Source organism: Paraburkholderia sp. HP33-1 (assembly GCF_021390595.1).
Lineage (GTDB): Bacteria > Pseudomonadota > Gammaproteobacteria > Burkholderiales > Burkholderiaceae > Paraburkholderia.
In genome coordinates this window covers 2144503-2160886 of record NZ_JAJEJR010000001.1, presented here as the reverse complement: position 1 = coordinate 2160886, position 16384 = coordinate 2144503, and the positions used below count along the sequence as shown (strand labels likewise).

Here is a 16384-nt window from a genome sequence, read left to right as displayed (position 1 = left end):
GTCAATCCGATCTCACCAGGGCCGCCATGCAAGTTCAATCGATGCAGTTCAAGGCTCGCGCCGGTCAGAAACTCGCCGACCAGCGCCTGCAGCAGAACCTGACCAAGCTGTCCACGAAGTTCGTGTCGGCGCGCGCGAGCGCGATGACCGCGATCGACTTCCCCGCGACGCGCGCGGCGCTCAAGGAGCGCCGTAATCGCGCGCTCGAGAATCTCGACGTGTGGCTCGACATCTTCGAGCGTGAGGCGACCCGGCGCGGCGTGACGGTGCTGTACGCCGAGACCACCCAGGAGGCTGCGCGGCTCGTCGGTGATATCGCGCGCCGGCACGACGTGAAGAAGGTGATCAAGACCAAGTCGATGGTCACCGAGGAAATGCGCTTGAACGAAGTACTCGGGCAGATGGGTGTGCAGTCGATCGAAACCGATCTCGGCGAATACATCCTGCAGATCAATGACAACGAGCCGCCCAGTCACATCATCGCGCCGGTCGTTCACAAGGATAAGGACGAGATCGCTGATCTGTTCGCGAAGACGCACGGCCGACCGAGGCTCACCGAGATTCCCGACATGACGCGCGAGGCGCGCGAGATGTTGCGGCCGCATTTTCTGAGCGCGGACATGGGCGTGACGGGCGGCAATTTCATCGTCGCGGAAACGGGCTCGGTCGCGCTCGTGACCAACGAGGGCAACGAAGGCATGTGTACGGTGATGCCGCGTGTGCATGTCGCTGTCACCGGCCTCGAAAAGGTGCTGCCGACGCTCGAGGATCTCGCGACCGCGATGCGTTTGCTGCCGCGCTCGGCGACCGGGCAGGCAACCTCGAACTATTTTTCGATGCTGACAGGGCCGCGCGGCGCGGGCGATCAGGATGGGCCCAAGCATATGTACGTTGTGCTCGTCGATGGTGGGCGCACGGGGCTGATCGGCGGCGACTTTCAGGAGATGCTTCGCTGCATCCGCTGCGGCGCGTGCATGAACCACTGCCCGGTGTATCAGAAGGTCGGCGGGCACGCGTATGGTTGGGTCTATCCGGGGCCGATGGGGTCGGTGCTGACGCCTAGCTATGTCGGTATCGACAAGGCGCTCGATCTGCCGCAAGCCGCGACGCTGTGCGGTGAATGCAATAGCGTGTGTCCGGTCGGCATTCCGCTGTCCGATCTGTTACGCAAGCTGCGTGAAAAGCAGACGGAACGGCATCTGCGGCCGTGGAAAGAGCGCGCCGGGTTGACGCTGTGGGGGTGGCTCGCACTGCATCCCGATGCGTATGCGCTCGTGACCAGGCTCGCGGTGCGGGTACTGGAGCGCATGGGCGGGCGCAATCGCTCGATTGCCAAACTGCCGCTCGGCGGCGCGGGCTGGACCGATACGCGCGACATGCCGGCGCCGGTGGGGCGTACGTTCCGGGAGTTGTATGCCGCGCAGCGCAGCCATATTGGCTGAGCGGGTGGCGTCTGGTGGGGTTTGACGGCTGCGCGCTCGCGCAGCCTTCGAGGCTGGCAGTGTAGCGGGCGTGATAGTTCACCGCCGCTCAGTCCTTAATGCTCGGTCGGCTGTCCCGGCTGACGTGCGGGCGCATTTCTCACCCACGCATTATTGCCTCGTCCTCCGCTGTTGCCTGCTTGCGGCTGCGCTGGCGGCGGGCCGCCATTGACTCCGCCAGGTCCGTGCGGACCACCCGCTGCGCCCTGCGGCGGCGGGCCGCCGCGCGGTTGCCCAGCGGCGCCGCCAGTGTTGCCATGATCGTTGCCGTGATCGCCGTGATCGCCGTGATCGCCGCGATGCCCGTCGTTGTCGCCCGGGTGCCCGCGATCCGGATAGCCGCGATAACCTGGCCCCGGGCCGTAGTAGCGTCCCGGCCCGTAATCGCCGTAGCCGAGGTACACGTTGGTTTGCGGCACAACCGCGGCGCCCGACGCGTACGCGTAACCGCTGTAGGCATTGCCGTACATCGGCGTGCCGTCCGGGTAGACCGCGCAGCCACCGAGCAGGGCGGCGACCACAAGGCCAGCGAGAGGTGCAATGCTTTTCATTTTATGAGGCCTGTTGCAAGTGCAAGGAAACATGGGTGTAAGAATAAGACCATCATTATTGCCGTCCGTCGCGGCAGCATTGTATGTGTTTGTAAGGTTTTCTTTTTTGTGCCAGCACTGGGTCAATCGTTCCGCGAAAGACCTGTCAATTGACTGTTCCATTTGAAGCAACGAACTATCTCGCCAGACTGGGTTTTTCCCGATTGTGAATTCCTATAGCATTTCGACTGGGCATAGTGGGTCACAAACTCACGCGTCCTCAATTGGAAAACACATCATGAAAAAGACAATATCGGTGTACTGGCCTCTGGCCATCGTTGTGCCGCTCGCGGCGCTCGCCTATCTGCACATCAACGGGCAAACGGCGTCGCGCGCCTCACAGATGCCGCTCGACGCGAACCATCTGACTGCCGAACTCGCGCGCGCGGTGTCGTACGGGATGATCGACGCCGCGTCGGCATCGCCGGCCAAACCAATGCGCGCCGCCACGGCAACGCCGCTTGCCGAGGCATCGTAAGCAGGAGCGGCTTGGGCGGGCGGTCCGAGGCCGACGGCTCTTGCGCGGCTGTGCCACGCCCGGCGCGAATCCGTCGAGGTTTGTATAATCGCGGCGCAGTCCGCTGACTGTTTGCCGACCCCATGCGCGGCGCCTGGAGCGTCGAAGAATCCCTGATGAAAACTGTGTCCGTCTGTTTTGTTTGCCTCGGGAATATCTGCCGTTCACCGACGGCCGAGGGCGTGATGCGTCATCTGGTCGACGAGGCGAAACTTGCAGACCGCATCCTGATCGATTCGGCCGGCACCGGCGATTGGCACATCGGCGCGGCGCCCGACGAACGCGCACAGCACGCGGCACGCCAGCGCGGCTATGCGCTCGACGCGCTGCGCGGCCGCCAGATCACGGTCGCGGACTTCGAGCGCTTCGATCTGCTGATCGCGATGGACGACCGCAACGTCGCCGCGCTGCATCAACTGTGCCCGCCCGCGCAGCGCGACAAGATCCGTCTGCTGATGGAATTCGTGCCCGACGCGGATGACCGCTGGAGCGGCACGCGGGAGGTGGCCGATCCGTATTTCGGCGGCGCGGATGGCTTCGAGTTGGTGCTTGATCAGTGCGAAGCAGCCTGCCGCGGACTGATCGCCGCGCTGCGTCCGCAGTTGCTCAAGTAGGTATTCGGGCGAAGAACGCGGGCAGCAAACGCGGCTCAATCCCGCCTGCGCCGTGCACGCTGGCGTACCGCCCAGAGGTATGGCGCTCAATTAAGCGGATGACACAAATTTCGCCGTGCATACTTGACTAAATCGCTCATGTATTTATACTTGACAAAACTTGTCGAGAATTGCGGTTCCCACATCATATGAGACTCACCACGAAAGGCCGTTTCGCCGTCACGGCGATGATCGACCTGGCGCTGCGCCAGGAGCAGGGCCCGGTGACGCTTGCGGGTATCAGCCAGCGCCAACACATCTCCCTGTCTTACCTCGAGCAGCTGTTCGGCAAGCTGCGCCGTCATGAAATCGTCGAGTCCGTGCGCGGACCGGGCGGCGGCTACAATCTCGCGCGCCGCGCTGAAGACGTGACGGTGGCCGACATCATCATCGCGGTCGACGAACCGCTCGACGCCACCCAGTGCGGCGGCAAGGGCACGTGCGAAGGCACCAAGCAGCACGACGGCCACTGCATGACGCACGAACTGTGGTCGACGCTGAACCAGAAAATGGTCGAGTACCTCGATTCGGTTTCGCTCAAGGATCTGGTCGACCAGCAGCGCTCGCGCGAAGGCGCGCCAGCGGTTCTGCGCGACAGGCGCAACGATGCGCCGGCGGTCGAACCCGTCCGCGTGGCGCCGAAAGGTCCCAATTCAGTATTCAACATGGCCGGTTCGTAAAGCGCGGCACGAAATAGAACACCCCGCCGCAGCCCCAATTCGAAGCCAGAAGCCAGAGCACATGACGTCCCCGGAGCAATTGATGAACAACGACTCTCTCCATCTGCCCATCTACATGGACTACAGCGCCACGACGCCGATCGATCCGCGTGTGGTGGACAAGATGATCCCGTATCTGCGCGAGCAGTTCGGCAACCCCGCGTCGCGTAGCCACGCTTATGGCTGGAGCGCCGAGCGCGCGGTCGAAGAAGCGCGCGAGCAGGTCGCCGCGCTCGTGAACGCCGATCCGCGCGAAATCATCTGGACCTCGGGTGCGACGGAGTCGGACAACCTCGCTCTGAAGGGGGCGGCGCACTTCTACAAGAGCAAGGGCAAGCACATCATCACGGTGAAGACCGAGCACAAGGCGGTGCTCGACACCTGCCGCGAGCTCGAGCGCGAAGGCTTCGAAGTCACCTATCTGGATGTCAGGGACGACGGTCTGATCGACATCGACGAGTTCAAGGCCGCGCTGCGTCCTGACACGATTCTGGTGTCGGTGATGTCGGTCAACAACGAGATCGGCGTGATCCAGGACATCGAGGCGATCGGCGAGATCACGCGTGAGAAGGGCATCATCTTCCACGTCGATGCGGCGCAGGCCACCGGCAAGATCACGATCGACCTGCAGAAGCTGAAGGTCGACCTGATGTCGTTCTCGGCGCACAAGACGTATGGCCCGAAGGGCATCGGCGCGCTGTACGTGCGCCGCAAGCCGCGTATCCGTATCGAAGCGCAGATGCACGGCGGTGGTCACGAGCGCGGCATGCGTTCGGGCACGCTGGCCACGCACCAGATTGTCGGCATGGGCGAAGCGTTCCGTATCGCGCGCGAAGAGATGGCGACGGAAAACGAGCGCATCCGCATGCTGCGCGACCGGCTGCTGAAGGGCCTGTCGGATATCGAAGAAGTGTATGTGAACGGCGACATGGAAAAGCGTGTGCCGCACAACCTGAACATCAGCTTCAATTTCGTGGAAGGCGAATCGCTGATCATGGCGGTCAAGGACGTGGCGGTGTCGTCGGGCTCGGCGTGCACGTCGGCGTCGCTGGAACCGTCGTATGTGTTGCGCGCGCTTGGCCGCAACGACGAACTCGCGCACAGCTCGATCCGCTTCACGGTGGGCCGCTTTACGACGGAGCAGGAAGTCGATTACGTGATCAACCTGCTGAAGACGAAGATTTCCAAGCTGCGCGATCTGTCGCCGCTGTGGGAAATGCACAAGGACGGGATCGATCTGTCGACGATCCAGTGGGCCGCGCACTAACGCGCCGGCTGGACGAATCGGACATCGAACGTTCATCGGATTGCAGGTTGAAACGAATCAAGGAGTGTAATCATGGCTTATAGCGACAAGGTCCTCGACCACTACGAAAACCCGCGCAACGTCGGTTCCTTCGCGAAGGACGACGACGCGGTCGGCACCGGCATGGTCGGTGCGCCGGCTTGCGGCGACGTGATGAAGCTGCAGATCCGCGTCGGCGCGGACGGCATCATCGAAGACGCGAAGTTCAAGACGTACGGCTGCGGCTCGGCCATTGCATCGAGCTCGCTCGTCACGGAATGGGTGAAGGGCAAGACGCTCGACCAGGCGATGTCGATCAAGAACACGCAGATCGCCGAAGAACTGGCACTGCCGCCGGTGAAGATCCACTGCTCGATCCTCGCGGAAGACGCGATCAAGGCAGCGGTCGCCGACTACAAGCAGCGCCACGGCGAAGCAGCGGTTGCCGAAGAAGGCAAGGCCGCCTGAGCAACCGGGTAAGAACGGAGTAACCGGTGCGCGGCGCGAACACGCGTGCCGCGCACTCCGGCAACTGAGAAACGTTATGGCAATTACGTTGACCGAAAAGGCAGCACAGCACGTCCAGAAGTATCTGACCCGCCGCGGTAAAGGCATCGGGTTGCGCGTCGGCGTGCGCACCACCGGTTGCTCGGGCCTCGCCTACAAGCTCGAGTACGTGGACGAACTCGCGCCTGAAGATCAGGTGTTCGAGACGAGCGGCGTGAAGGTCGTCGTCGACCCGAAGAGCCTCGCGTATATCGACGGCACGGAGCTCGACTTCGCGCGCGAAGGGCTGAACGAAGGCTTCAAGTTCAACAACCCGAACGTGAAAGACGAATGCGGGTGCGGCGAGTCGTTCCGCGTCTAGGTTCGGTACTTTCCGCGTGCGGCGGATCAAAGGCGGCGCGGGCCGCCTTTTTAGTTTGATCCGCGGTTGACTGAAGCGCTCGCGCCTGAAAGCCCAACGTTTCCACACCACATTTTTTGACTGCACCACCGGTGCGCTTTCATCAACGGACCCTAATCCGATGGCCTCGCTGAACGACAGCCACTTCGACCTGTTTGGTCTGCCGGCGCAATTCGCGCTCGACGCGGGCACGCTCGATCACGCGTACCGCACCGTGCAGGCGCAGGTGCATCCGGATCGCTTCGCGGCGGCCGGCGACGCGCAAAAGCGCATCGCGATGCAATGGGCGACGCGCGCGAACGAGGCCTATCAGACGCTGCGCGATCCGCTCAAGCGCGCGACCTATCTCCTGTCGTTGCGCGGCATCAATGTCGGCGCGGAAAACAACACGGCGATGGAGCCCGCATTCCTGATGCAGCAGATGGAATGGCGCGAGAACATCGAGGACGCGGCCGCGGCGAAGAACGTCGACGCGCTCGACGCGCTGCTCGTCGAGTTGCGCGACGAAGAGCGTCAGCGCTTCGGCAAGCTCGGTGCATCGCTCGATAGCGGCGCGAATCAGGCGGCGGGCGAGGCGGTGCGGCAGCTGATGTTCATCGAGCGCGTCGCCTCGGAAATCGACGCGCAGATCGAGCGGCTCGAAGGCTAGCGCGGCGCCGGCGAGCAGCAACAGCAGGCAGCGACGTAACAGGCGACAAACAAAAACCAGAGCGGCCGCGGGCCGCGGCATCACCCCCAGCAACGCGAATATTCAGGACGGGGCACCACGTCCCCGAGAAGATCCAGATGGCCTTACTGCAAATCTCCGAACCCGGCATGGCGCCGGCGCCTCACCAGCGGCGTCTGGCGGTCGGTATCGATCTCGGCACCACCAACTCCCTCGTCGCCGCCGTGCGCAGCGGCTTGCCCGACGTGCTGCCCGACGAAGACGGGCACGCGCTGCTGCCGTCGGTGGTGCGCTACCTGGAACAGGGCGGCCGTCGCATCGGCCGGCGGGCCAAGGCCGAGGCCGCGAGCGATCCGCGCAACACGATCGTGTCGGTCAAGCGCTTCATGGGCCGCGGCAAGGCCGAGGTGGAGGGCGCCGAAAACGCCCCCTACGATTTCGTCGACGCGCCTGGGATGGTGCAGATCCGCACCGTCGACGGCGTGAAGAGCCCGGTCGAAGTGTCGGCTGAAATTCTCGCGACGCTGCGTCAGCGCGCCGAAGACACGCTGGGCGACGAACTGGTCGGCGCGGTGATCACGGTGCCCGCTTACTTCGACGAAGCGCAGCGCCAGGCGACCAAGGACGCCGCACGCCTCGCGGGCCTGAACGTGCTGCGTCTGCTCAACGAGCCGACCGCGGCTGCCATCGCCTACGGTCTCGACAACGGCGCCGAAGGTCTGTACGCGGTCTACGACCTCGGTGGCGGTACGTTCGACCTGTCGATCCTGAAGCTCACGAAGGGCGTGTTCGAAGTGCTCGCGGCGGGCGGCGATTCCGCGCTCGGCGGCGACGACTTCGACCATGCGCTGTACCGCCATGTGCTCGAACAGGCCGGCATCGTACAGACGCTCGCGCCGCAGGACGTGCGTCTGCTGCTCGATAGCGTGCGCGAGGCCAAGGAGGCGTTGTCGAGCGCGCCGCAGGCGAGCCTCAAGCTCACGCTTTCCAACGGCACAGCGCTCGATCTGACGATCGACGAAGCCACTTTCGAAACCATCACGGCAGCGCTGGTGCAACGCACGTTGGGCCCGACGAAAAAAGCGCTGCGCGACGCGAAGGTCACGACGAAAGAGATCAAGGGCGTGGTTCTGGTCGGCGGCGCGACGCGCATGCCGGTGATCCGCCGCGCGGTCGAGGCGTTCTTCGGCCAGCCGCCGCTCGTCAATCTCGATCCGGATCAGGTCGTCGCGCTCGGCGCGGCGATCCAGGCCGATCTGCTCGCCGGCAACCGCGGCGCCGAAGGCGACGACTGGCTGCTGCTCGACGTCATTCCGCTGTCGCTCGGCGTCGAGACGATGGGTGGCCTCACCGAGAAGATCATTCCGCGCAACTCGACGATTCCGGTCGCGCGCGCGCAGGATTTCACGACCTTCAAGGACGGCCAGACCGCGATGGCGATTCACGTCGTGCAAGGCGAGCGCGAGCTGGTCAGCGACTGCCGCTCGCTCGCGCGCTTCGAGCTGCGCGGCATTCCGCCGATGGCCGCGGGCGCCGCGCGCATTCGCGTGACCTATCAGGTCGACGCCGACGGCCTGCTGTCCGTGTTTGCGCGCGAGCTCGCGTCGGGCGTGGAGGCGTCGGTTGTCGTTAAGCCGTCGTATGGCCTCGCCGACGACGACATCGCGCGCATGCTCGAGGACAGCTTTTCGACTGCCGAAATCGACATGCGTGCGCGTGCATTGCGCGAGGCGCAGGTCGAAGCGCAGCGTCTCCTCGAAGCGACCGACGCGGCGCTCGACGCCGACGCCGATCTTCTCGACGACAGCGAACGCGCTGAGCTCGACTCGCTGCTCGCCGCGCTGCGCAATGTCGCGCAAAGCGACGACGTCGGCGCAATCGAAGCCGCGACGAAGACGCTCGCCGAAGGCACCGACGAATTCGCCGCGCGCCGCATGAACAAGGGAATTCGCCGCGCACTGTCGGGCCGCAAGCTCGACGAGATCTGAACGGGCGAACGCTGCGCAAGCCCCGCGAGTCCGCGGGCGCAACTGCGATAACCCCACGAACAACAGGAGTGCGCCGGTCGGACTTAAAAACTCCGCACGGCGCCAGTAAAATGGAACGGAGCCTGCACGCGGCATTGCTGGCAGCCGCCGTGCCTCAGACCCAAACGGAAACTGTATGCCTCAAATCGTTGTGCTGCCTCACGTCGAACTGTGTCCGGAAGGCGCGGTGATCGACGCTGTCCCCGGCAAGAGTATCTGCGACAACCTGCTCGATAACGGCATCGAAATCGAGCATGCGTGCGAGAAGTCGTGCGCGTGCACGACCTGTCACGTGATCGTGCGTGAGGGTTTCGCCGCCTTGACGCCGTCGGAGGAAGACGAGGACGATCTGCTGGACAAGGCGTGGGGGCTCGAACCGGCTTCGCGCCTGTCGTGTCAGGCCGTCATGCCGGACGAACAGGATCTGGTCGTTGAAATTCCGCGTTACTCGATCAATCACGCGAAGGAAAACCACTAACAGGAGGGCGCCGCCATGAAGTGGACCGATACGCAAGACATCGCCATGGCTCTGACGGACAAGCATCAGGACGTCGATCCGCAGCAGGTGCGTTTCACCGACCTGCATCGCTGGGTGACCGAGCTCGAAGGCTTCGACGACGATCCGAACCGTTCGAACGAAAAGATTCTCGAAGCGATTCAGGCGGCGTGGATCGAAGACGCGGATTATTGAGTGTCTGTCAGCGCTTGCGCGCTGGACTCAAAAGAAAGGGCGATTCCATTGGAATCGCCCTTTCTCATTGCCGCGGCGGAAAACACTGAGCGTCGAGCGCTGAGCCTAGTCGGCGACGAGGCTACCGTTCTGGACCCGCACGCGCTCGCCGTCGTGGAACGGCGGCGCTTCGTGATAGGTGAAGTAGCGCGTCTTGCCGTCTTCCATACGCACGCGCACCGAATACGACGTCGTGGTGCGCAGATGTTTTTCGACCGAGTTGCCGGCGAACCCGCCGCCCAGCGCACCGAGCAGCGTCATCGCGGTACGGCCGCTGCCGGCGCCGAACTGGTTACCGACGACCCCACCGGCAACCGCACCGCCTACGGCGCCAATGCCCGTGCCATGTCCTTCATGCTGAACCGCCGAAATCGCGACAACGGTGCCGCACGTCGAGCAATAAGCGGCTTGCGGTGCCGGCTGCTGCGCGTACTGCGGAGGTGCCTGCGGCTCGGGTTGCTGCGCGTAGCGTGGCGCGGCTTGCGCCTGCTGTTGCTGCACCGGAAGAGGGGCAGGTGCGGGCGGCGCCGCTTGCTGGGCTTGGGCTTGCTGCTGTTGCGCGGACGGATTGACCGGCGCTGCCGAATCGACGACGCCCGGCTGTTGCGCGCTGACTTGCGCGGCTTGCGTCTGATCGTTCTGCGTGCCGTTGCTCGACGCCTTCGGGAACAGGCCGGTGATCGCCGCCGTAGCGACGAGGCTCGCGACGAGCACCGCGCCGGCGGCGACCGCGATCAACGGATGAAGACGACGTGGTGTGGATTGATGAGTAGGGTTGTCCATGTAGGGCCTCCGCTTCTGACAGAGCCGACTTCCTGTGAGACCGAGTGTCGGGCAATTCGATCCGGGCAGCGTTTCAATTTGTAACCGGTGCGGTGGCGGAACTGCGCCTGCGTCGGTTACCCGGACGCAGCGCGCCTTGGTGTTCGCAAGCTTTTAAAACCATGGCGACCGCGGCGACGAGCGCGCGATCGAGCAGCTTTTACCGCTGGTTACAAACGATCAGTAGCAGAAAACGGTCCTGCAAAGCAAACCGGCTCGCTATAAAAAACGCCCGGCACAAGCCGGGCGTTCTTCACAACCATGTCGTCGCACGCGAAGCGCAACGATCGCTAGCGCTCAGCGCCGCTCAATCTTCGCGACGCAGATGCGGGAACAGAATCACGTCGCGGATGCTCGGGCTATCGGTCAGCATCATGACCAGACGGTCGATGCCGATACCGCAGCCACCCGCCGGCGGCATGCCATATTCGAGCGCGCGGATATAGTCCGCGTCGTAGAACATCGCTTCTTCGTCGCCGGCGTCTTTCTGGTCGACCTGCTTCTTGAAGCGCGCGGCCTGATCTTCCGGATCGTTCAGCTCCGAGAAGCCGTTGGCGATTTCGCGGCCGGTGATGAACAGCTCGAAACGCTCCGTGATGCCATCCACCTTGTCCGACGCACGCGCGAGCGGCGACACCTCGATCGGGTAGTCGATGATGTAGGTCGGCTCCCACAGTTGCGACTCTGCTGTCTCTTCGAACAGTGCCAGTTGCAGCGAGCCGATGCCCGCGTTCAGGAACTGCGGCTGCGATGCATCGACGCCGAATTTCTTCAGCTCGGCGCGCAGGAACGTGCCGTCGGCGAGTTGCTCGGTGGTGTATTGCGGCGCGTACTTCTGGATCGCCTGCGTGATCGTAAGCCGGTGGAACGGCTTCGACAGATCGAGTTCGCGGCCCTGATACGTGATGGTGGCCGTGCCGAGCGCATCGATCGCGGCCTGGCGGATCAGTTGCTCGGTGAAGTCCATCAGCCACTTGTAGTCGGTGTAGGCCGCGTAGAACTCGATCATCGTGAATTCCGGATTGTGGCGCACGGACACGCCCTCGTTACGGAAGTTACGGTTGATCTCGAACACGCGCTCGAAGCCGCCGACCACCAGACGCTTCAGATACAGCTCCGGCGCGATGCGCAGGAACATCTGCATGTCGAGCGCGTTGTGGTGCGTCGAGAACGGCTTGGCCGCCGCGCCACCCGGAATCGGATGGAGCATCGGCGTTTCGACTTCCATGAAGTTCGCGTCGGCCATGTACTTGCGGATCGACGAAATCGCCTTCGTGCGCGCGACGAACGTGCGGCGCGTTTCCGGCGTGACGATCAGATCGACATAGCGCTGACGGTACTTCATTTCCTGGTCGGCGAGACCGTGGAACTTGTCCGGCAACGGACGCAGCGACTTCGACAACAGACGCAGCTCCGTACAGCGCACGGACAGCTCGCCCTTGTTGGTGCGGAACAGCACGCCACGCGCGGCGACGATGTCGCCCATGTCCCACTTCTTGAACGCGTCGTACGTTTCCTGACCGACGTCGGCCGGCGTAATGAAGAACTGGATCTGACCCGAGCCGTCGCGCACGGTCGCGAAGCTCGCCTTGCCCATCACGCGTTTCAACATCATGCGCCCGGCGATCGCGACTTCGAGCGGATTCGCTTCGAGCGCTTCCTTGTCGGCGTTCTCGTACTGCTCCTGCAGATCTTCGGCGTGGTGCGTAGGGCGGAAATCGTTCGGATAGGCGACGCCTTGTTCACGCAACTCACGCAGCTTTTCGCGGCGCTCGGCGATGATCTTGTTGTCGTCCACTTCGGGCACGACAGTCGGCTGGGCCGCATTCGGCTGGGTCGGTTCAGTCATGATGATTTGGTATTCGGTGGCCCGCAGCGGTGTGCGCCGCGTGCGGGAAATCGGTGAAGGCGGCCGCGCCGTGCGCGCTTAGACGCCCTGTTTCAGGCTCGCGCTGATGAACGGATCGAGGTCGCCGTCGAGCACGCTCTTCGTGTTGCTGATTTCGACGTTGGTGCGCAAATCCTTGATGCGGCTGTTGTCGAGCACGTACGAACGGATCTGATGACCCCAACCCACATCGGTCTTGCCGGCTTCGAGCTTGTCCTGCTCGGCCTGCCGCTTGCGGATTTCCGCTTCGTACAGGCGCGATTTCAGCATGGCCATTGCTTCGGCGCGGTTGCGGTGCTGCGAGCGGTCGTTCTGGCATTGCACGACGATGCCCGACGGCATGTGCGTGATCCGCACCGCGGAGTCGGTCTTGTTGATGTGCTGACCGCCCGCACCCGAAGCACGGTACGTGTCGATGCGCAGATCGGCCGGGTTGATGTCGACTTCGATCGAGTCGTCGATTTCCGGGTACACGAACACCGACGAGAACGACGTATGCCGGCCGCCCGACGAATCGAACGGCGACTTGCGCACGAGACGGTGCACACCGGTTTCGGTGCGCAGGAAGCCGTACGCGTATTCGCCTTCGATCTTGATCGTCGCGTTCTTGATGCCGGCGACGTCGCCGTCGGTCTGCTCGAGCACTTCGGTCTTGAAGCCCTTGCGCTCGCAGTACCGCAGATACTGACGCAGCAGCATCGACGCCCAGTCGCACGCCTCGGTGCCGCCGGCACCGGCCTGGATGTCGAGAAACGCGTTGTTGGGGTCGGCCGGGTTCGCGAACATCCGGCGGAATTCCATGTCGGCGACGCGCGCTTCGATGGCCTGGGCGTCGCCCTCGCAGGCGAGCAGCGTGTCGTCGTCGGCTTCTTCGCGCGCCATGTCGAACAGGTCCTGCGCGTCGCGCACGTCGTTGGTGATCGACGTGAGCTTGCCGACCGTGTCGTCGAGCAGCTTCTTTTCCTTACCGAGTGCCTGGGCGTGCTTCGCATCGTTCCAGACGTCCGGGTCTTCGAGTTCGCGGTTGACTTCGATTAGACGCAGTGCTTTGTCGTCGTAGTCAAAGATACCCCCGTAGGTCGTCCGCGCGCTTGCGCAGGTCGGCCAGAGACGCTTCGATCGCGTTGAGACGTTCCGCTTCCATGTCGATCTTGTATAGCTTCGTAAAAAGGAGAAATTATAGCCGATCGGCATGCCACGCCGGAGGCCCGCGGGCGATCCGGCGCGTGTTCGCGGTTGATTTTGCGGCAGATTTCAGCTCACCGCGTGCTCGACGATCAGCTGCACGCGCGACACGCCGTTCCACGTATCGCTCGCGAGCCGGTAGGCGACGGTCGTGCGCGCGGGCAGGGTATCGGTGTGGTTGAACCAGATCGCGTTGAAGCGCTGGCGCCCGCGCAGCAGTTGCAGCTTCAGGTGCTTGTCCTTCACGAGCGCCTGCGAGGCGACCTCGAATTCACCCGAAAACACCGGCGCCGGAAAGCCCTGGCCCCACACGGCCGCGTCGAGCATCTCGACGAATTGCGGCGTGAAGTACGCGTCTTCGAGCTCGCCGTCGGTTTCGACCGTGCGCGCGAGCGCCTCTTCGGACAGCCATTCGCGGCCGACCGCCTCGAACGCGGCCGTGAAGCGCGGCACGTCGGCGGCGGCGATCGTCAGGCCCGCGGCCATCGCGTGGCCGCCGAATTTGATGATCAGGTCCGGTTCGCGCTTCGAGATCAGATCGAGCGCGTCGCGCAGATGGAAGCCCGCGATCGACCGGCCCGAGCCCTTGACGAGCACGCCGGTCTCGTCAGCCGGCGCGAACGTGAACGACGGACGGTGGAACTTCTCCTTCAGGCGCCCCGCGACGATGCCGATCACGCCCTGATGCCAGCCCGGATTGAACAGCGTGATCGTGGTCGCGCCGTCGGGGTCGACCGTCGACAGGTCATCTAGTGCCTGCTGCTGCATGCCGGCCTCGATTTCACGGCGCTCGCGGTTCATCGCGTCGAGCTGCTGCGCGAGCTCCCATGCGCGGCCGACATCGTCGGTGGTCAGGCATTCGATGCCGAGCGACATGTCCGACAGCCGTCCCGCCGCGTTCAGGCGGGGCCCGAGCGCGAAGCCGAGGTCGAAACCGGACGCGTTGCGCGCATCGCGCGCGGCGGCGCGAAACAGCGCGGCGATACCTGGCTGCATGCGGCCGCGGCGGATGCGCTGCAGTCCTTGCGCGACCAGCACGCGGTTATTCCCGTCGAGTTTGACGACGTCTGCGACGGTGCCGAGCGCGACCAGATCGAGCAGGCCGTCGAGGCGCGGCTCCGGCAGCGCATCGCCGAACGCGCCACGGCGGCGCAGTTCCGCGCGCAGCGCGAGCAGCACGTAAAACATCACGCCGACGCCGGCGAGGCACTTGCTCGGGAACGTACAGCCCGGCTGGTTCGGATTGACGATCGCGCGCGCTGCGGGCAGCGCGTCGCCGGGGAGGTGGTGGTCGGTGACGAGCACGTCGATGCCGAGCGCGTTGGCCGCCGCGACGCCGTCGACGCTCGCGATGCCGTTGTCGACGGTGATCAGCAGATCGGGCTTGCCGGCCGCGCTACGCGCCGCCAGATCGACGATGTCGGGCGTGAGCCCGTAGCCGTGCTCCATGCGATTCGGCACCAGATAATCGATGCGCCCGCCGAACATGCGCAGCCCGCGCACCGCGACCGCGCAGGCGGTCGCGCCGTCGCAGTCGTAGTCGGCGACGACGAGCATGCGGCGTTGCTGCTGGATCGCGTCGGCGAGCAGCGCGGCGGCCGCGTCGCAGTCCTTCAGTTCGGCGGGCGGCACGAGCCGCGCGAGGCCGGTTTCGACGTCTTCGGGCAGGCACACGCCGCGCGCTGCGTACAGGCGTGCGAGCACCGGATGCAGGCCGCAGCGGGTCAGCACTTCGGCGTCGACGGGGGAGCAGGGGCGCGTAACGATTCGAGTCATGCGGAAGGGCCGTGGATCATTCGATGAAAAGCGAGGCCAGCACGCGCCGCCGCCAGAATTTACGCAGATCGCCGCGCGTGACCGTCAGCGTCACCGAGCCGGTGTCGCCGCACAGCGTGAGGCCGAGCTCGGCGAGTTCGCCCGAGAGCAGCGCCGCGAGCGCGGGCTCGAACCAGTCGGTCTGCAGCGCGGCGAATGCCTGGTTCCAGCGTGCCCAGTCCTGTTCGACGTAGGGCACCGAGAACGGATCGAGTTCGACGAGCGTTGCGCCGCGACCGTTGGACGCGCCGCGCAGCAACGTTGCCAGTTCGCCGTACGACGCCGGCGGCGCGGCCGTCGCGACACCCGCGCTGAGCGCGAGACCGCGCGTCGCGGCGGCATCGGAGAGCACCTGCGCGAACGGACTGCGGACCGGCTGCGCGGCGCCCTGCGCGTGAAACCAGATCGAGTTGACGGCCGGCAGACCGCGCGCCTCGCGCGCTTCGTTGACCGGATGCTCGAACCACGCCATCTGCACTTCGTTCTGCAGCTTCATCCATGCGCGCGAGCGTTCGCCGGAATGGGCTTCGTGCGGCAGCCAGATCTCGATGTTGCGGCCGCTCGCGCGCAACGGCGATGCGCCCGCGAGCGTGCCGAAGGCGTCGCTCGACAGATACCAGCGCAGCGGATTCGGCGCCTCGATGCGCACGCCGAGTTCCTCGATCAGCGGACGCGCGACCGCGAGCAGCGTGCCCGCTTCGTCGTTCGACAAATCGAGCGACGCGGGGTCGATCAGCACCAGGTGGTCGTGCGCGACGTGCACGTGCACCGGCTGCACGCAGGCCCACGTCGCACTGCCGGGCTCGCCGCCGTCGGCGCGCAGCATGTAGGGCGCGAGCGGAGCTTCGTCGGCGGCGGACGATGCGCCGTCGGGCAGCGCGCCGAATTGCCGCGCGACCCAGCGCTCGTGCGGCAGCGTGCGCTGAAAATCCTCGCCGATCACGCGTTCGACTAGCGTCGCGCGCGCGATCAGCCTGTCGAGGGCGGGGCAGTGGATGTCGTGAAGCGCGGTGGAGGCGTCGGCCGCGGCGGGCAGCGCAAACGGCAGCAGAAGATGGAGGCGGTCGGCAGGCATGATGCTGCGCATTGTAGGGCAAA

The 16384-nt window shown here is 64.7% G+C and carries 17 protein-coding genes; 11 read left to right on the top strand and 6 right to left on the bottom strand.

Annotated features, from left to right (window positions below):
* Positions 1 to 26: 26 nt before the first annotated feature.
* Positions 27 to 1442, top strand: coding sequence for a lactate utilization protein B (locus L0U81_RS09805; RefSeq protein WP_233802138.1), 1416 nt, complete (start codon positions 27 to 29; stop codon positions 1440 to 1442).
* 95 nt (positions 1443 to 1537) lie between these two features.
* Here L0U81_RS09805 and L0U81_RS09800 read toward each other — a convergent pair whose 3' ends face one another.
* Complete coding sequence (locus L0U81_RS09800) at positions 1538 to 2032, bottom strand: hypothetical protein (RefSeq protein WP_233802136.1); 495 nt, start codon at positions 2030 to 2032, stop codon at positions 1538 to 1540.
* 277 nt (positions 2033 to 2309) lie between these two features.
* On the opposite strand from L0U81_RS09800, the gene L0U81_RS09795 reads away from it, so the two are divergent.
* From L0U81_RS09795 to iscX, 10 genes are all read left to right on the top strand, one after another.
* Positions 2310 to 2549: a hypothetical protein gene (locus L0U81_RS09795; protein ID WP_233802134.1), complete on the top strand. Its 240-nt coding sequence runs from the start codon at positions 2310 to 2312 to the stop codon at positions 2547 to 2549.
* 155 nt (positions 2550 to 2704) lie between these two features.
* Positions 2705 to 3202, top strand: a complete 498-nt coding sequence (locus L0U81_RS09790) for a low molecular weight protein-tyrosine-phosphatase (RefSeq protein WP_233802132.1) — start codon at positions 2705 to 2707, stop codon at positions 3200 to 3202.
* A 188-nt stretch (positions 3203 to 3390) separates the two neighbouring features.
* Positions 3391 to 3921: a Fe-S cluster assembly transcriptional regulator IscR gene (iscR, locus tag L0U81_RS09785; RefSeq protein ID WP_008922038.1), complete on the top strand. Its 531-nt coding sequence runs from the start codon at positions 3391 to 3393 to the stop codon at positions 3919 to 3921.
* 82 nt (positions 3922 to 4003) lie between these two features.
* On the top strand, positions 4004 to 5227 hold the full coding sequence (locus tag L0U81_RS09780; protein ID WP_233802130.1) for an IscS subfamily cysteine desulfurase: 1224 nt from the start codon (positions 4004 to 4006) through the stop codon (positions 5225 to 5227).
* 72 nt (positions 5228 to 5299) lie between these two features.
* Complete coding sequence (gene iscU / locus L0U81_RS09775) at positions 5300 to 5713, top strand: Fe-S cluster assembly scaffold IscU (protein ID WP_233802128.1); 414 nt, start codon at positions 5300 to 5302, stop codon at positions 5711 to 5713.
* 76 nt (positions 5714 to 5789) lie between these two features.
* On the top strand, positions 5790 to 6113 hold the full coding sequence (gene iscA / locus L0U81_RS09770; RefSeq protein WP_230563619.1) for an iron-sulfur cluster assembly protein IscA: 324 nt from the start codon (positions 5790 to 5792) through the stop codon (positions 6111 to 6113).
* A 160-nt stretch (positions 6114 to 6273) separates the two neighbouring features.
* Complete coding sequence (gene hscB, locus L0U81_RS09765) at positions 6274 to 6801, top strand: Fe-S protein assembly co-chaperone HscB (RefSeq protein WP_233802126.1); 528 nt, start codon at positions 6274 to 6276, stop codon at positions 6799 to 6801.
* A 137-nt stretch (positions 6802 to 6938) separates the two neighbouring features.
* A complete protein-coding gene (gene hscA / locus L0U81_RS09760; protein WP_233802124.1) occupies positions 6939 to 8807 on the top strand; it encodes a Fe-S protein assembly chaperone HscA in 1869 nt (622 codons plus the stop codon).
* A 175-nt stretch (positions 8808 to 8982) separates the two neighbouring features.
* Positions 8983 to 9324 carry an ISC system 2Fe-2S type ferredoxin gene (gene fdx, locus L0U81_RS09755; RefSeq protein WP_090800789.1) on the top strand — a complete coding sequence of 114 codons (342 nt, stop codon included), beginning with the start codon at positions 8983 to 8985 and terminating at the stop codon, positions 9322 to 9324.
* 15 nt (positions 9325 to 9339) lie between these two features.
* On the top strand, positions 9340 to 9537 hold the full coding sequence (gene iscX, locus L0U81_RS09750) for a Fe-S cluster assembly protein IscX (protein ID WP_013588918.1): 198 nt from the start codon (positions 9340 to 9342) through the stop codon (positions 9535 to 9537).
* A 105-nt stretch (positions 9538 to 9642) separates the two neighbouring features.
* Here iscX and L0U81_RS09745 read toward each other — a convergent pair whose 3' ends face one another.
* The 5 genes from L0U81_RS09745 to L0U81_RS09725 all read right to left on the bottom strand — a co-directional run bounded on the left by L0U81_RS09745 (position 9643) and on the right by L0U81_RS09725 (position 16373).
* On the bottom strand, positions 9643 to 10359 hold the full coding sequence (locus L0U81_RS09745) for a glycine zipper 2TM domain-containing protein (protein WP_233802122.1): 717 nt from the start codon (positions 10357 to 10359) through the stop codon (positions 9643 to 9645).
* A gap of 346 nt (positions 10360 to 10705) precedes the next feature.
* A complete protein-coding gene (lysS, locus tag L0U81_RS09740; protein WP_233802120.1) occupies positions 10706 to 12247 on the bottom strand; it encodes a lysine--tRNA ligase in 1542 nt (513 codons plus the stop codon).
* Positions 12248 to 12325: 78 nt separating this feature from the next.
* Positions 12326 to 13430 (bottom strand): peptide chain release factor 2 gene (prfB, locus tag L0U81_RS09735; RefSeq protein ID WP_233802118.1). Its coding sequence is split into 2 segments (ribosomal slippage): positions 12326 to 13348 and positions 13350 to 13430, totalling 1104 coding nucleotides; the frame shifts between segments, so codons are not numbered across the junction.
* Positions 13431 to 13540: 110 nt separating this feature from the next.
* Positions 13541 to 15247 (bottom strand): single-stranded-DNA-specific exonuclease RecJ, encoded by a 1707-nt coding sequence (gene recJ / locus L0U81_RS09730; RefSeq protein WP_233802116.1) that lies wholly within the window; start codon positions 15245 to 15247, stop codon positions 13541 to 13543.
* A gap of 16 nt (positions 15248 to 15263) precedes the next feature.
* Positions 15264 to 16373, bottom strand: a complete 1110-nt coding sequence (locus tag L0U81_RS09725) for a regulator (protein ID WP_233802114.1) — start codon at positions 16371 to 16373, stop codon at positions 15264 to 15266.
* Positions 16374 to 16384 lie beyond the last annotated feature (11 nt).